Genomic DNA, 15,239 nt, shown 5'->3' on the forward strand with positions numbered 1-15,239 from the left:
GAGATCACCGGGTACGGAAGAGCCGGTCGACGCGCCGCGGTTGCAGGCCTGAATGACGAAGCCGCAGACGGGACTGGGTGGTGAGGGCCGGGGAAGCATCGACCACATCGCCGCACGGGGCGGCCCGGGGACGCTCGTACGGCATCGTTGCGGAAGGAACTCGACGACCCTTGATGTCGGCGGCGTCCGAGCTCTGTTGGCCGGCGGAACGTCCGCGCTCCCCGGGGGACGACGGTTCAAGGATATTCCGTACGGCTGGACTTCGCCCGGTGGAGCTGCGTTCCGGAGCTGAACGACGTCCGGATCAGCGCGTCCGGATCAGCCGGGCAGTCCGCCCCTCTCGATGGGCGTCCCCGGCGGCGGCCACTGCCGACGGGAGGGGATCAGTCCCCGCAGGACCTGGAGGGCGCGGCGGCGCCTCCAGTCGTCCGGTGAGCGGAACTCGGAGATGAACGCTGCCGTGGACCTGCTGATGGAGCCCATCGCCTCACCGCTCGCACCCGGATCCAGGAGCCGGTCGCAGTTGAACCAGGCCAGGCCCCGGGCGACCCGGATCCCGTAGTTGGTGAAGAGTTCGTCGTCGCGGACGAACAAGCGGTCCAGCGAGCTCAGCCGGCGGCAGTAGCGGGCGGCGATCTCGTCCTGGGCCACGTCGACGGAGGAGGCCAGCAGGTCGTTCATGCGGTGGAAGTCGGCGATGCGGTGGTGGATGTCCCCGCGCGCGGCCAGGACCCGCAGCGCCAGCGGCAGATCGTAGGACATGTGCGCCATCATCGAGAAGAGCAGCTCCTCCAGGACGTAGGAGTGCCGCACGGTCGAGGCGGCGTAGACGTCCCGCCAGGGTCGAGGCACGGTTTCCGGAAGATCTGCGGAGAGGACTTCCCCGCCGGGCCGGGCATCGGGGACGGGGCCCCGCCAGGTGTCGATGGCGTCCATCGCCGTGAAATATTCCGCAGCGAGGGCGACGGACAGGTCGGCGACCCACTCGGGCGCCCTGAACGACAGACTGTTCGCACGCAGAGCGGCGGCGAGGTCGGAGGTGAGCCGGAAGTAGGTGTAGGCGAACACGGCGCGTGGGTCCCGCAGGGCGTCGTACCGCTCGACGCGGGCGGCGAGCTCTGCGACGACCCCGGCGACCTTGTCGGCGGCAGCGGCAGCGGCAGCCGCAGAGGCAGCGGCGGCAGAGGCCGTCGGGTCCCCGGTCATGAGGCCCTGCGAGCATTCTCCGTCGCCTTCGCCCAGTCACAGACGAGTTCCCCCGCCAGGCTCTGCCGGTCGGTTCCCACCTGGTACGTCGCTGTCCACGGGCTTCCCAGCAGCGGCATGTGGTAGGTGGACCCCATACCGGAGGGCTGGATCTCCGCCGGGTAGGTGAACCTCCGCGTCAGGATGCCCGGCACGGGGCTGAACTGCTCGTTCGCCTCTACGGTGACGCCCCTGCCGTCAGGATCGAGCAGGTAGCGCTCCTTCAACAGGTACAGGGTCACACCGAACTTGGACACCCTGACCACGTTGTCGGCCACGCCGAAGGCGCCCGCGGACGGGCTGGCCACGATCGTCGAATCCAGCCGGGACGCGCCCGTCAGCCGCTGTGTGAGGGCCATCGCGACGACGAGCGCCCGGTTCCGCAGCCCGGTGCGGGCGCTGCGGAAGCGTCGCCACGAGGTGACCCGGAAGGTGAACTCCCCCTGCCAGCTTCCGGCCCCCACGTCGAAGTAGTAGATGTGACTGGGGGCGGCTGAGTGGGACGGCGCACTGTTGTTCGTCACTCTGCGTAGGGTAGCGGCGATTGCGTGCACGGAACGTGAGCGCCAGGCGTGTCTCTCGTCCGGCCGTGGGTCCTGGTCCCTCGGTCGGCCGGACGCAGAAGCCCGGCCGGGGCGACCGAGGAGATCCCCGCTACCGCTGGGACGGGCGCCCGGACCCGCGGCGCCTGACACCGCACCGCCCCGGGTGAGCCAGAGGTACCTCTGCGGCCTTCGTGCCCAGGTGGTGTCCGAGCGCCCGGTAGGCGTCGAACTGTGCGTGGTCGAACCACTGGTCGAAGGTGGCCTGGCGGGGGAAGGCCTTCTCCCGGAGGGCGTAACTGAGCAGCTCGTACGGCATGTCAGGGGTCAGACCGGCCTTCACGTAGATGATCGTCCCCTTTGTGCCGGCCGGTGCGTCGGGCGAGAACTGGACCGGTTCCGGGTACTCGATCGTGCCGCGCACCACGCAGTTGGCGGAGAACCGCGCGTTCAGAGCGGCCATCGGCGCCTCGGGCGCGAGCGGTTTCGCGCTGCCGGGTACCAGGTCCAGCAGATTCTGCCCCTCTTCGTCGAAGGTGATGGTCACTCCGAGGTCCTCGTAGGCGAGCGTGATCGCCTGCGCGAGGGTGGTCGCCAGCGGAGGTGAGTCCCCCGAAGCGTCGATGACGTAGACGGTCCGGCAGCGGAGCCGGAGCATCTCGACCAGGCCGAGATTGTCGAAGTGCCCGCCGTCGGTGCACAGCAGTAGGGGAGTGGTGTCCGAGTACCGGCCCACCAGCTCCTGAAGCTGGTACCGCAGCCGCCGTACCCGCGGCAGGCGCGGCATCATCCGGTCGGGCCCGTACTTCGCCAGTTCCGCGAGGTACAGGGGGTTGGGCACCCAGGTGCCGAGCCGCACGTTGGACAGCGCGAGCAGCCGCTCCATGAACATCGTCTGTGACCCCATCGCGGAGGCGAAGGCCGCTCCCGACACGGCGACGGCGGACTGCACGGTCAGATCGCGCCCGATCAGCGCAGGGGCCGTCTTCTGCAGCGTGCCGGTGCGGACCCATCCCGTGTCGGGTCCGCCGCAGTAGTCGGAGGCGAAGGTGAAGGGCACGGCGGGCCGGCCGGGCGCGGTGCGGTTGCGCAGCGAGACGGCCGCGGAGGCGGCGAAGATGACCTGAGGAAAGCCCTCCACCCTCTGTGCGTAGGGGTTGAGCGGGGTCGGCTCGTTGTTGTAGTCGTACGGCAGGGCGCCGACCGAGCCGTCCTTCAGCACCGCGCGGCGCACGGCGAAGGCACCCGCCAGCCGCTGTCGGTAGAAGGGGTGCAGGCTGAAGGTGGTCTGGTCGATGACGAGGGTCAGCACGATCAGGGCGATCGGCACCCCCCACTTCCACCCCGCGTGCCAGCTGCCCGCGTAGACGGCCGCCCAGGACATGAGGGCGAGGCCGAAGAACGCGACCAGGAGCAGCACCAGCCAGCACACCACGGCTTTCACCCAGCTGGTGCCGACCTGTGTGACGAGGGATGTGCCGCCCCTGGCGAACGGAGACGCCTGCTCACCGTCGGGCTTCAGCCTCTTCACCGTCCGGTGGACCGCGGTGAACCACGTACCCGCAGCGGCCGCCGCCGCCGTGATCGCGCCGAGCAGGGCGACTCCCGCCCCGCTGTCGTCCCAATATCCCCCCTTGCCGGCTTTGTGGGCCAGAGAGGCGAAGAACCAGATCACCGAAGGGAGGACGACGGAATACAGGGCCACCGCCAGTGCGAGGCCGGTGAGCGTGTTCACCGTGCTGCGCAGCCATGCGGGGCGGGACTTGCCGCTGCCGGCCCGCGTGAAGGCGTACCCGACGGACACCAGGCCGGCCAGGCCGAGCAGGGCGAGGACGGGGTACCAGACGTTCGGGTACAGATCGAGGGACGAGTCGAAGCGCTCCCCCTCCGCTGTGAGGGGGCGGAGCTCGGTCAGCGGAACGTACGAATAGAACAGGTGCAGGAACTGACCCGCCACGGTGAAGACCAGCGCCAGCATGCCGAAGGAGACGGCCATCCCCCGGAGCACCGCCCCCGCGGCGTTCACCTTCTCCTTGGGCGCGTCCGCCAGGTACTTCGCGTGCCGGCGGATGTGGTCCTCCTCCGGGCTGCCCGGCGCGAACACATCCGCGGGCTTCGAGAGACCGGGCCGAGCCGAAGGGCTCCCGCCCGGAGCCCGGAGCCCGGCATCGGTCAGAGCCAGTTGGAAGGCCCCGGCGGTGTACCCGCCGCCGGACACCGACACCAGATACGCCGCCTTGAGCAGTTGCCCCCGTAGTGCCTGCAGCGCGCCGAGGGCGACCGATGCCGACCGGATGCCGCCGCCGGAGACACAGAAGCCGAGCTCTGCGGGCTGCCGGCCGGGCGGCTGGTACGCGCGGGTGCGCCAGCGGGCCACCGCGCTGTCCTTCGGGTCCCGGGCCGCGGGCCGGCCCGGTTGCGCAGGGCCCGGGGCGGTCCATTCGGCCCGCGGCTCCCAGTCGTGGGGCGCGGCAGGCGGGAGGATCACGTCCGGATCGCTCCACCGGCTCTCCGTGCCGTCCACGAGCCTGTGTGCGTGGGCCACGACCGGACGGGGACGGTCCTCCCGCGCACTGCGCACGAAGGAGGGGTCCAGCACCCGGCGGCAGCAGAGGGTGACGACGATCAGGACGGCCGCTGCCACCAGCGGGACGACGAGCGCCCATTTCATCTGGGCGAAATGGGCCGCCCGCGTCAGGTCCGGTACCGGGTCGGCGGCCAGCCGGTTCAGAGCTCTCCAGAGGAAGACGTTCTCGACGCAGTCCGCTGCCACCGGCACGGAGGTGAGGACGAGGGCGCGCCGGGCCCACAGCCGGGTGGACTCCCGGTAGAGGAAGAGGTGCCCGAGTCCGAAGGACCCGGCCAGGGCCACCGCGTACCCGGGGATGAGCATGCGCCAGTCGAGCACGAGGCCGTTCCGGAACAGCTCGTCCCCGTTCCCGTCCGCGCCGCCGTCCACCACGGCGCGGGCCTCTTCGGCCGTCGTCGCGAACTGCAGGAGCAGTTCTCTGTTGCCCGAGGGCTTGTCCAGGAACGGCGGATTCACCGCGTACCAGACGATCACGCAGAGACCGGCTGCGAGCCCGAACAGACACAGCCCCACCGCCCAGCCCGGAATCTCTCGCAACCTCGACTGCGCCGGAGCATTCGACATGCACACAGAGTAGTCATGTGGATGCGCGTTGTGGTGACAGGAGGGGCCTGTGGCTGCCGCCATCGGCTCCCGGACCGGGCCGGGGCGTCGGAGCCGTCGAGGGGGGTCACTCCGGTCGTTCGTACGGTGCCCGCAAATGGCCGGGATCGCCGCCCCTCCACGCCATGGTCACCGTCAGGTGGCAGCCTGCGCCGGTCTTGGCGATCACGGCCCCGGCGGCGACCGAGAGGTCGATGCCGAACTGGACGGTGATGTCGTCGGGGCGGGCCTTGCGCAGCTGATCGAGGGCCACGCGCGCTGCTTCCGTGACCGGACCGAGCGCCTCCTGCAGCGTTTCCGGGAGGTCGTGGATGGCGTCGCTGATGCGGCCGGCCTTCACGGGCCCCTCGGCCGTGTCCGGAGCCTCGACCAGGACGTAGCCCCCGCCCTCCAGTGGGATCCGAGCGAGAGGTGCCACGACTCCTCCTCCGTCCGTCCTGCACGGCGACGACCCGTCCGGGCCTGCCGGCCCGGATCCCGGCCAGCGTTGCAGGGGCGGGGGCCTGTCGCATGGCACGGAGGGCCGTTCGCGTGAGGACCGGTCCCCACCCGGCAGCCGTCGCACCGGGCGCGGCGGCCCGACAGCCTGATACCAGGGCGGCCCGGTCCGCCTCCTGGCCGGACCTGGAGGATCTTTCAGCGTCGGTGGCAGCAGGCAGTGGTGAGGCCCTTTCAGCAGATGCGCACGCACGTCGAGCCGGGGGCGGCCGGGAGGCGGCCGGCGACACGCGCCGAGTCCACGGCCGTTTCCGGCGAAGGCCGGCCGACGGTCCATACCCCGGCGCGCTGCTCGCTCCCGTCCCGGCCGGAGGAGTTCCGGGCCGCCGAGAGGGACGGCAGCATCCGTGGCCGCCCGCGGCCGCCCGGGGCGTGTGCGGGTCGCCGGACCGCCTGGTAGCGTCGATTACGTGCGTTCCGTCCATATCGCCGCGGCGTCGCCCGGCGGGGCAGCCGTTGACCGGCAGAGGAACGGGATCATATGGCAGAGCACCGTTTCCGCATCGGGGCAGCAGCTGCCGCGACCGCTCTGGGATTCCTGACAGCACTGGCCCCGAGTCCGGTGGGCGCCGCACCGCCCCGCACCGGTGCCACCGGTGTCGATGGCACCGGGCCCGGCAAGGCCCCCGCGTCACGCTTCGTACCGGGTCCCTGCCCCAGGACGCCTGAGCCGATCGAAGCGCTGGCCACCGCCCGGTGCGGATTCCTGGAGGTCCCGGAGAACCGCACCGGCCCCGGCGGCCGGACCATCCGGCTGGCCGTGGCGGTCATCCCGGCCACCTCCGCGAACCCGGCCCGGGATCCCGTGGTGTTCATGTCGGGCGGCCCCGGTGGTGAGACCTTCGACGACATCCCGTTCCTGGTCTCCTCCGGCCTGAACCGGGATCGCGACCTGATCATCATGGCCCAGCGCGGCAATCTCTACGACAAGCCCGACCTCGCCTGCCCGGAGCTGGACCGCTTCTACGCCACGTCCGTGGGGCTCCCCTCCTACGCGCCGCAGACGGAACGGCTCCTGCTCGACGCGGTGAAGCAGTGCCGGGACCGTCTGACCGCCGACGGGACCGACCTGAGTGCCTACAACAGCACCGAGAACGCCGCCGACTTCGCCGACCTGCGCACGGCGCTCGGCATCGAGCAGTGGAACGTCTACGGCCACTCCTACGGCAGCAACCTGGCCATGACCTACCTGCGCCTGCACCCCCAGGGGATCCGCGCGGTCGCGCTCGATTCCATCGCCCCTCCCCAGTCCGTCTCCCTGCCCTTCGCCTGGACCGGCGCCCGGGAGGGCCTCGACCACCTCTACAAGGCATGCGCTGCGGAGCCCCGTTGCAAGAGCCGCTATCCGGACCTCGAGCGCACCCTGAACGAGCAGGTGCGAAAGCTGGAAGCCCGGCCGCTGACGCTGAACGTCCGGCCGCCGCAGGGCGGAGACCCGGTGAAGGTCGTCCTCGACGGCGGCGCGCTGGTGAACCTGCTGGTCGCCAAGGCGATTCCGTTCGCCGACGTCCCGGCGGCGATCGACGAACTCCGCAGCGGACGTCCGGAGCGCTTCGCCCGGGCCCGCGCCGCCGGTTCGCTCCAGGTCGTCGGCCAGACCGCCCACGGTCTGACGAATTCGGTGGTGTGCAGCGAGTGGGTGCCGGATCACTCGGCGTCCGACGTGCTGAAGGCGGGCCGCGAGGCGTTCCCCGACTGGCCGGAGCCGGTCCTGGCCCAGGCGCCTCAACTGGCCTTCCAGGAACAGGTGTGCCGGGTCTGGAACGTCCCGGACCGCACCGCCACGCAGCGGGTGGCTCCCGTGAGCTCGGTGCCGACGCTCTTCCTCAACGGGACGTTCGACATGAAGACCGGGGCGAGCTGGGCGCAGAGGACGGCCCGTACGCTGCCCCGATCGGCCACCGTGCAGATCCCCGGCATCGGGCACTGGGTGGTCCCGCAGTCGCCCTGCGCCCAGAAGGTGCTGGCGTCCTTCCTCACCCGTCCGACCGCGCCCGACACCGGCTGCGTGGCGAGCCTCAGGTGGGAACCGTTCACGATCATCCCGAAGTGACCGGGAGGGCAGATGGCACGCCCGCACGTACGACGGTTGCGCACCGGGTCGGCCGCAGTGGCGACCGGAATCCTCGTGACCGGCTTGCTCTGCGCGCCCGCGAGCGCGCAGGAGGAGACGCCCGGAGGAGCGAGCGGCACGGTCGCCCGGACCGTGGGCGACGCCCGCTACGAGCCGGGGGCCTGCCCGAATACGCCGGAGCCGATTCCCGAACTCGAGGGGGCCCGCTGCGGAACGCTCACCGTGCCCGAGAACCGCACCGAGCCGGGCGGCAGAACGATCAAGCTCGGCGTCGCGATCGTCCCGGCGGCGGCCGCCGACCCGAAGCCAGACCCGATCGTGTGGCTGGCCGGCGGACCCGGCGACAACGCCGTCTGGGCGGCGAAGAGGGCGGTCGACGGCGGCCTGAACCGCGACCGGGACGTGATCCTCATGTCCCAGCGCGGGACGTACTCGGCCGACCCGGCGCTCACCTGCCGCAACATCGACGAGTTCGACGCACGCGCGGTCGGCCTCGTCTGGGACGCGCCCTCCACCGGGCGCGAGCACGTCGATGCGACGAAGGCCTGCCGGGAGAAGCTGGCGGGCAGCGGGGCCGATCTCACCGCCTACAACGGCATCCAGAGCTCCGCCGACCTCGCGGACCTGCGCACCACGCTCGGCCTCGAGGAGTGGAACGTCTTCGGCCTCTCCTACGGTACCGACCTGGCGCTCACGTACATGCGCCTGCACCCGGAAGGTATCCGGTCGGTCGGCATCGACGGCATCCTGCCACCGTCCAAAGCAGGACCGGCGGCGACGTGGCGCAGCGCCCGGCAGGGTTTCGACGGTGTGTTCAAGGCCTGCGCGGAGCAGCCGGCGTGCAACAAGCGCTACCCGAATCTGTCCGCCACCTTCGACCGCCTGGTCCGCGAACTGGAGGCCGAGCCGGTCACCACCACCGTCACGCTCCCCGACAGCCGGACGCCGGTGAAGGTCGTCCTGGACGGCGGAGCGCTGGTGAACTGGATGGCCTCCGCCACCCACGTCGCCCCCCGGCATCCCCCGCTCCCTCGACGAGCTGGCCCACGGCAACCCGCAGCGCGTCGCCGAGCACTGGGTGGGCGCCAAGACCGATCCGCACAACTTCGGCCACATCTCCCACGGCCTCGCCTACGGCGTGTTCTGCAGCGAGTGGATGCCGTACGAAACCGACGCCCAGGTCCTGCGGGCCGGCCGGGAAGCGTTCCCGGCCTTCCCCTCCTCGGTCCTGGCCCAGGCGCCGCAGCTTCCCTTCCTGCGCGAGGACTGCGACGAGGCCTGGAACATCCCGGCGGCCCCCCGCTCGGTCCGGGACGTCACGCGCAGCGACATCCCTACCCTCGTTGTCTCAGGCGGCTTCGACGCCCAGACCGGCGCCGACAACGGCCCGTACGTCGCCCGCACCCTGAGCCGCGCCACGGTCGTCACGATCCCCTACGTGCCCCACGGGGCGATCGTCTACTCGAAGTGCGCCCAAGCCATCACCGTCTCCTTCTTCGACACCGCGACCGCCCCGGACACTGCCTGTGTCAAGGACCTCAAGCCCCCGCAGTTCGAGATCGCTCCATGAGACGACCCGGCTCCGGCGTGCCCCCGGGGGACCGGTTGACGGTGGCTTTCCGGGCATCGATCGCGTCGTGGCCGCTGGACTTCAAGAAAGAAGGTGGTGTCCGTGAATCGGATGGTGTCGCTCTGCACCGCCGGGGGCGCCATGGTTGCGGTAGTACTGGCCGGTGTCGCAAACCCGCAGGCACACGCGACCGCTGACGACCGCGAGAAGCGGAGCGCGGAGGTTCTCCAGGAGCTGGTGCCTTCTCCTGGTGGTCCGGGCTGTGCGGCAGCTGTCGGCAGGCGGGGAAGCGTTGTCTGGGAGGCGGGGAGAGGGAAGGCCGATCTGACGGCCGGGCGAGCCATCACCTCCAAGACGGTCTTCGACATGGCATCCAACTCCAAGCAATTCACCGCAGAAGCCGTCCTTTTGCTGGCCGGGCGGCACCAACTCGCGTTGAACGAATCCCTGTCCGATTTTCTCGACAGCCCGCCCGCCTGGACGCGGGACGTCACGCTGGGCGATCTGATGCGTCATACCAGCGGCATCACCGACTATCAGGATCTGCTGGAGGCCAAAGGCATCAAGCTGACGGATCCGGCAGGCCAGAAGGAAGCGATCGCAGCCATCCTCGGCTCACGGCCGGAAGATCCGCCAGGTGAGCGCTTCTCCTACTCCAACTCCAACTACGTTCTCCTGGCGCATGTCGTCGAGAGGGTCACCGGCAAGCCGTTCGCGACCTTCCTCCAACAGGAATTCTTCGCCCCGCTGCACCTGCGCATGGCTCTGTCCCCTGCGGTGGACGTTCCCGGCAAGGCGAAGTCGTACGACGAGAAGGACGGCTCCTTCACTTCCGTTTCCTCCCCCTGGAAACAGTACGGAGACGGGTCCGTCCAAACGACTCCTGGGGAATTCGTCCGCTGGGCCGACAATTACCGCACCGGTCGCATCGGTGGAAAGGAATTGCTCACCGGCGTCACCGAGGGAGCGGTGAGTGTGGGTGACGTTCTGCGCCGCCGCGGCATCGAAGAAGGGCGGTACGGGGCCGGAATCCTCCTTCTCCCCGACAGGAGCCTGGTGCACCGCGGCGACTGGGAGGGATTTCACAGCACCTTCATCGTGAGCCCGGACCGCAACACTGCCGTAACCGTCGCGTGCAACGTGGATTCCCCCGACAATTTCGGCGCGGCCAATCGGTTGCTGGACATATGGGCCAAATGACCGATGGATATCACCCCGCGACCGGTTCGGACAGGCCGGGGGGTTACGGATCGTGACCGCTCCGCGTGCACCCGAACGCGTCACCCGGTAGCGTCGAAGACGCGCGTTCCGCCCAAACCGTTGAGGCCCGGTCCGTCAGTGGCCGCCGCCGAAGCCGGCAGAGGAACGAGATCACATGCCAAAGCCCCGCATCCACGCGGTGACTGCTGCGGCTGCTCTGGCTTTCCTGGCAGCACTGGGCCCCACGCCGAGCAGCGCCTCATCGACACCTGTCCAGGCCGCCGGGCCCAGCCCGGCAGCCCCCCGGTTCGTGCCGGGCGCCTGCCCGAAGCCGCCCGAGCCCATCGAAGCGCTGAGCGACGCAGAGTGCGGTTTCCTGGAGGTCCCCGAGAACCGTTCCCGCCCCGACAGCCGGATCATCAGACTGGCCGTGGCGAGAATTCCGGCCGCGGCGGAGAAGCCGGCCGCCGACCCGGTGGTGTTCATGGCGGGCGGCCCCGGCGCCGACACGTTCGACGACATTCCGTTCCTCATCGACTCCGGTCTGAACAAGGACCGCGAGTTGATCGTCATGGCCCAGCGCGGCAACCTCTACAACCGGCCGAACCTGGCCTGCCCGGAGCTCGACCGGTTCAACGAGCAGGCTGTGGGCCTGGGGTCCGACTCACAGCAGGCGGAACAGATCATGCTGAAGGCGGTGAAGGACTGCCGGGGCCGTCTGACGGCCGACGGCGCCGACCTGAGCGCCTACAACAGCACGGAGAACGCGGCGGACTTCGCCGACCTGCGGCGCGCGCTGGACATCCCCCAGTGGAACGTCTACGGCTACTCCTACGGCAGCGATCTGGCCCTCACGTACCTGCGCCTGCACCCCGAGGGAATCCGGGCGGTGGCGATCGACTCGGTCGTACCTCCCCAGACCGTGACCCTGCCGTGGGGATGGAGCAGTGCCGCTGAGGGGATCGACAACATCTTTGCGGCGTGCGCGGTGCAGCCCGCCTGCAAGGACCGGTACCCGGACCTTCCCCGACTCCTGACGGAGCAGGTGCGCAAGCTGGAGGCCAACCCCCTGACGCTGAACGTCACACCGAAGGGCGGGGACAAGCCGGTCAGGACCGTCCTCGACGGGGGCGCACTGCTGAACCTGATCGTCGCCTCCAACCCCCGGTCCAAGGACCTGCCGGCGGCGCTCGACGAGCTCAGCCGCGGCAACCCGGAGCGCTTCGCACAGGCTCGCGCCGCCGGCTCGGTCCAGAAGACCGGCGAGTTCGCACACGGCCTGACGAACTCGATCGTGTGCAGCGAGTGGGCGCCGGGGTACTCGGAAGCCGACGTGCTGCAGGCGGGGCGCAAGGCCTTCCCCGGGTGGCCGGACACGGTCCTGGCCCAGGTGCCGCAGCTGCCGTTCGAGTATCCGGCGTGCGGGATCTGGAACGTTCCGGACCGCACGGACGTCCAGCGGGTGGCCACGGTCAGCTCGGTGCCGGCGCTCGTCGTCTCCGGCACGTTCGACGTGAAGACCGGAGCGAGCTGGGCGAAGGACGCGGCCGGGAACCTGTCCCGCTCGACGGCCGTGGAGGTCCCCGGGATCGGCCACTGGGTGGTAGCGCAGTCGCCGTGCGCGCAACGCGTACTGGCCTCGTTCCTCGCTCGCCCGACCGCGCCCGACACCGGTTGCGTGGACGGTCTCGAACCCGGACCGTTCACGATCATCCCGAAGTGACCGGGAGGACAGATGACTCTCCACCAAGCGCCCCGTCGTCGCCGCACGACAGGTCGACTCCTGGCCACCTCGGCCGGAATGGCGACCGGCCTCCTCGTCACCGGCCTGCTCGCAGCGCCCTCCCAGGCTGAGCCGAGCCCCGACACCACCACCGGAGCGCCGATCGGCACGACCGCCCGGACGGTGGGTGACGCCAGGTACGAACCCGGGCCCTGCCCGAAGACGCCGGAACCGATCGAAGCGCTGGAAGGGGCCCGCTGCGGAACGCTCACCGTGCCCGAGAACCGCGCCGAACCGGGCAGCCGGACGATCGAACTCGGTGTTGCGATCGTGCCCGCCAAGTCCGACCATCCGAAACCCGACCCCATCGTGTGGCTCGCGGGCGGCCCCGGAGACGACGCGGTGGGGGAGGCGAAGCTGGCCATCGACGGCGGCCTGAACCGCGACCGTGACGTGATCTTCATGTCCCAGCGGGGCACGTACTCGGCCGACCCCGATGCACTGTGCCCCAACATCGACGAGTTCAACGCACGCGTGGTCGGCCTCGTCTACGACGCGCCGTCCACCGAACGCCAGCACGTCGAGGCCACGAAGGCCTGCCGCGACAAGCTGGTGGCCAGCGGCATCGACCTCAGTGCCTACAACGACACCGAGAGCGCCGCCGACTACGACGACCTGCGCAAGGCGCTGGGCATCGGGCAGTGGAACCTGTACGGCATCTCCTACGGCACCAACCTGGCGCTGGCCTACATGCGCCTGCACCCCGACGGGCTCCGCTCAGTGGGCCTCGACGGCATCCTGCCGCCGTCCACCGGCGGCTCGGCCTCGACCTGGAAGAGCTTCCGGCAGGGCACCGACGGCCTGTTCAAGGCCTGCGCGGAGCAGCCGGCGTGCAACAAGCGCTACCCGAACCTGTCGGCCACCTTCGAGAAGCTCGTCAACGACCTCGAGGCCAAGCCGGTCACCACCACTGTCACGCTCCCCGGCAGCGACAAGCCGGTGAAGGTCGTGCTGGACGGCGGAATGCTGGTGAACTGGCTGACCTCCGCCACCCACACGGCCGAGTCCGTGCCCCGGGCCCTCGACGAGCTGGCGAACGGAAACCCGCAGCGGGTCGCGCAGCAGTGGGCGTCCTGGAGGACCAACCCCAAGGGCATCGGAGTGACTTCGCACGGCCTCGTCTACGGCGTCTTCTGCAGCCAGTGGACCCCGTACGAGACCCAGGAACAGGCACTCAAGGCCGGCCAGGAAGCGTTCCCGGGCTTCCCCGCCTCGGTGCAGGCCCAGGCCCCGCTGCTCACCTCCCTCCGTCCGGACTGCGACGTCTGGAACATCCCCCCGGCCGCACGCTCGATCCGGGACGTCACGAGCGGCGACATCCCCACCCTCGCCCTGTCCGGTGCGTTCGACGCCCAGACCGGCGCGGACAACGGGCCGTACGTCGCCCGTACGCTCAGCAACGCCAAGGTCGTCACGATCCCCTACGAGCCGCACGTGGTGTTCGCCACCTCGAAGTGCGCCCAGGACATCGCCGTCTCCTTCTTCGACACCCCGGCCGCACCGAAGACCGACTGCCTGAACGGCCTCGAACCGCCCGAGTTCGAGATCGGCCCCTGAGCCGGCGGCCGCTCGACGGCGAACAGCCCGGGCCCAGCTGACCGGACATGCGAATCGTTGTAGGCTCCGGGGACCGCCCTTGACCCGCGAGAGCAGGCAGGGAGCAGACACATCGGGAGTATTCGCATGCTTCGTACCATGTTCAAGTCCAAGATCCACCGGGCCACCGTCACCCAGGCCGACCTGCACTACGTCGGCTCCGTGACCGTCGACGCCGACCTGCTGGACGCGGCCGATCTGCTGCCCGGGGAGCTCGTCCACATCGTGGACATCACCAACGGGGCGCGGCTCGAGACCTACGTCATCGAGGGCGAGCGCGGGTCCGGGGTCATCGGCATCAACGGCGCCGCCGCGCATCTGGTGCACCCCGGTGACCTGGTCATCCTCATCAGCTACGCGCAGGTCGAGGATGCCGAGGCCCGGGTGTTCAAGCCCCGCGTCGTGCACGTGGACGCCGACAACCGGATCGTCGAGCTGGGGGCGGACGCCTCCGCTCCGGTGCCGGGTACGGATCAGCGGCGCAGCCCGCACGCCGTGGCTCTCTGAGAGAGGTCCAGGAGCATGCCGATCGAGTTCCGGGACGACCGTGAAGCCGGACGGCTGCTCGCCGTCGAGGACGGGGCGGTCGTCGGCCACATCGCGTACTTCGTGCTCGCCGATGCGCCCCACGCCCTGGTCGCGGTGCACACCATCGTCGACCAGGGCCACGAGGGCCGCGGGATCGCGGGCGGGCTGGTGAAGACCTTCTACCGGATCGCCGCCGCCGAGGGCGTTCCCGTGGTGCCGCTCTGCCCGTACGCGGCGAGCTGGGCCGCGAAACACCCCGACCAGGCGCCCGAGCCGGCCGACGGGGTCGTCCTGGCGGCCAAGGCGCAGCTCGCCTCGGCCTCCGGCCTCTGGTGACCGGGCTGCTCCTGCTGCACACCTCGCCCGTGCACGTCCCGGTCTTCGACGCCCTGCGCGACCGCGACCATCCGGGAGCCGTCCTACGGCACCTGGTGGCGCCGGAGCTGTTGGACCGGGCTCGCGCCGAAGGGCCGGAGTCGGTGGCTCCGGCCCTGTTGGGGCTGCTCGCCGGAGCGGGACCCGGGCCCGTGCTGGTCACCTGCTCGACGATCGGGGCGACGGCCGAGTCCCTGGCCCCGGCGCTCGGCGCCCCGGTGCTGCGGGTGGACCGGCCGATGGCCGCCTACGCGGTACGGGCCGGTGCGCGGATCGCCGTACTGGCGGCCCTGGAGTCCACCCTCGCCCCGACCCGGGAGCTGCTGGCCGAGGAGGCCGGCGAGCGGCCCGTGTCGATCGTCACGCACCTGGTCGACGGGGCCTGGGACCGCTTCGAGGCCGGGGACACCGCCGGCTACCTCGCCCGCGTGGCCGAGGCCGCCGAGGAGGCCGCCGTCACCGGCGCCGACGTCATCGTGCTGGCCCAGGCCTCCATGGCGGGGGCCGCGGACCTGGCCACGGGCCGGATCCCCGTACTCTCCAGTCCGGCCCCGGGCCTTGCCGCAGGCCTGGCCATGTGTTCGGCCTGCTAGGGGGTGTCCTGGGCAGGCATACCTGCCGAATTCGGGGGAAAG

The 15,239-nt window shown here is 70.6% G+C and carries 12 protein-coding genes and 1 pseudogene; 9 read left to right on the top strand and 4 right to left on the bottom strand.

Annotated features, from left to right (window positions below; translation table 11 throughout):
- Positions 1-318: 318 nt before the first annotated feature.
- From OG444_RS33340 to OG444_RS33355, 4 genes are all read right to left on the bottom strand, one after another.
- Positions 319-1,206 carry a DUF5995 family protein gene (locus OG444_RS33340; protein ID WP_327265604.1) on the bottom strand — a complete coding sequence of 296 codons (888 nt, stop codon included), beginning with the start codon at positions 1,204-1,206 and terminating at the stop codon, positions 319-321.
- A complete protein-coding gene (locus tag OG444_RS33345; protein WP_327265605.1) occupies positions 1,203-1,769 on the bottom strand; it encodes a hypothetical protein in 567 nt (188 codons plus the stop codon). The genes OG444_RS33340 and OG444_RS33345 overlap by 4 nt, the downstream gene beginning before the upstream one ends.
- Positions 1,770-1,899: 130 nt before the next feature.
- Positions 1,900-4,941, bottom strand: a complete 3,042-nt coding sequence (locus OG444_RS33350) for a hypothetical protein (RefSeq protein WP_327265606.1) — start codon at positions 4,939-4,941, stop codon at positions 1,900-1,902.
- Positions 4,942-5,047: 106 nt separating this feature from the next.
- Entirely contained in the window at positions 5,048-5,398 is a 351-nt protein-coding gene (locus tag OG444_RS33355) for a CU044_2847 family protein (RefSeq protein WP_327265607.1), read from the bottom strand.
- A 561-nt stretch (positions 5,399-5,959) separates the two neighbouring features.
- Here OG444_RS33355 and OG444_RS33360 point away from each other — a divergent pair.
- The 9 genes and pseudogenes from OG444_RS33360 (at position 5,960) to OG444_RS33400 (ending at position 15,197) form a co-directional block, all read left to right on the top strand.
- Positions 5,960-7,531, top strand: coding sequence for an alpha/beta fold hydrolase (locus OG444_RS33360; RefSeq protein ID WP_327265608.1), 1,572 nt, complete (start codon positions 5,960-5,962; stop codon positions 7,529-7,531).
- Positions 7,532-7,543: 12 nt separating this feature from the next.
- Positions 7,544-8,311: pseudogene (locus OG444_RS33365) on the top strand (alpha/beta fold hydrolase); the annotation flags it as partial.
- A 319-nt stretch (positions 8,312-8,630) separates the two neighbouring features.
- Positions 8,631-9,122, top strand: coding sequence for an alpha/beta hydrolase (locus OG444_RS33370; protein ID WP_327265609.1), 492 nt, complete (start codon positions 8,631-8,633; stop codon positions 9,120-9,122).
- A gap of 111 nt (positions 9,123-9,233) precedes the next feature.
- Positions 9,234-10,322 carry a serine hydrolase domain-containing protein gene (locus OG444_RS33375; protein ID WP_327267003.1) on the top strand — a complete coding sequence of 363 codons (1,089 nt, stop codon included), beginning with the start codon at positions 9,234-9,236 and terminating at the stop codon, positions 10,320-10,322.
- Positions 10,323-10,497: 175 nt separating this feature from the next.
- On the top strand, positions 10,498-12,045 hold the full coding sequence (locus OG444_RS33380; RefSeq protein WP_327265610.1) for an alpha/beta fold hydrolase: 1,548 nt from the start codon (positions 10,498-10,500) through the stop codon (positions 12,043-12,045).
- Positions 12,046-12,057: 12 nt separating this feature from the next.
- Positions 12,058-13,662 (top strand): alpha/beta fold hydrolase, encoded by a 1,605-nt coding sequence (locus tag OG444_RS33385; protein ID WP_442810682.1) that lies wholly within the window; start codon positions 12,058-12,060, stop codon positions 13,660-13,662.
- A 126-nt stretch (positions 13,663-13,788) separates the two neighbouring features.
- The gene (panD, locus tag OG444_RS33390; RefSeq protein ID WP_327265611.1) at positions 13,789-14,208 is read left to right on the top strand and encodes an aspartate 1-decarboxylase; all 420 of its coding nucleotides are present in this window, start codon (positions 13,789-13,791) and stop codon (positions 14,206-14,208) included.
- Between the two features lie 15 nt (positions 14,209-14,223).
- The gene (locus OG444_RS33395) at positions 14,224-14,565 is read left to right on the top strand and encodes a GNAT family N-acetyltransferase (RefSeq protein ID WP_327265612.1); all 342 of its coding nucleotides are present in this window, start codon (positions 14,224-14,226) and stop codon (positions 14,563-14,565) included.
- Positions 14,559-15,197, top strand: coding sequence for an aspartate/glutamate racemase family protein (locus tag OG444_RS33400; RefSeq protein WP_327267005.1), 639 nt, complete (start codon positions 14,559-14,561; stop codon positions 15,195-15,197). The genes OG444_RS33395 and OG444_RS33400 overlap by 7 nt, the downstream gene beginning before the upstream one ends.
- The last annotated feature ends 42 nt before the right edge of the window (positions 15,198-15,239 follow it).

The organism is Streptomyces sp. NBC_01232, from assembly GCF_035989885.1.
In the GTDB taxonomy this organism is placed as follows: domain Bacteria; phylum Actinomycetota; class Actinomycetes; order Streptomycetales; family Streptomycetaceae; genus Streptomyces.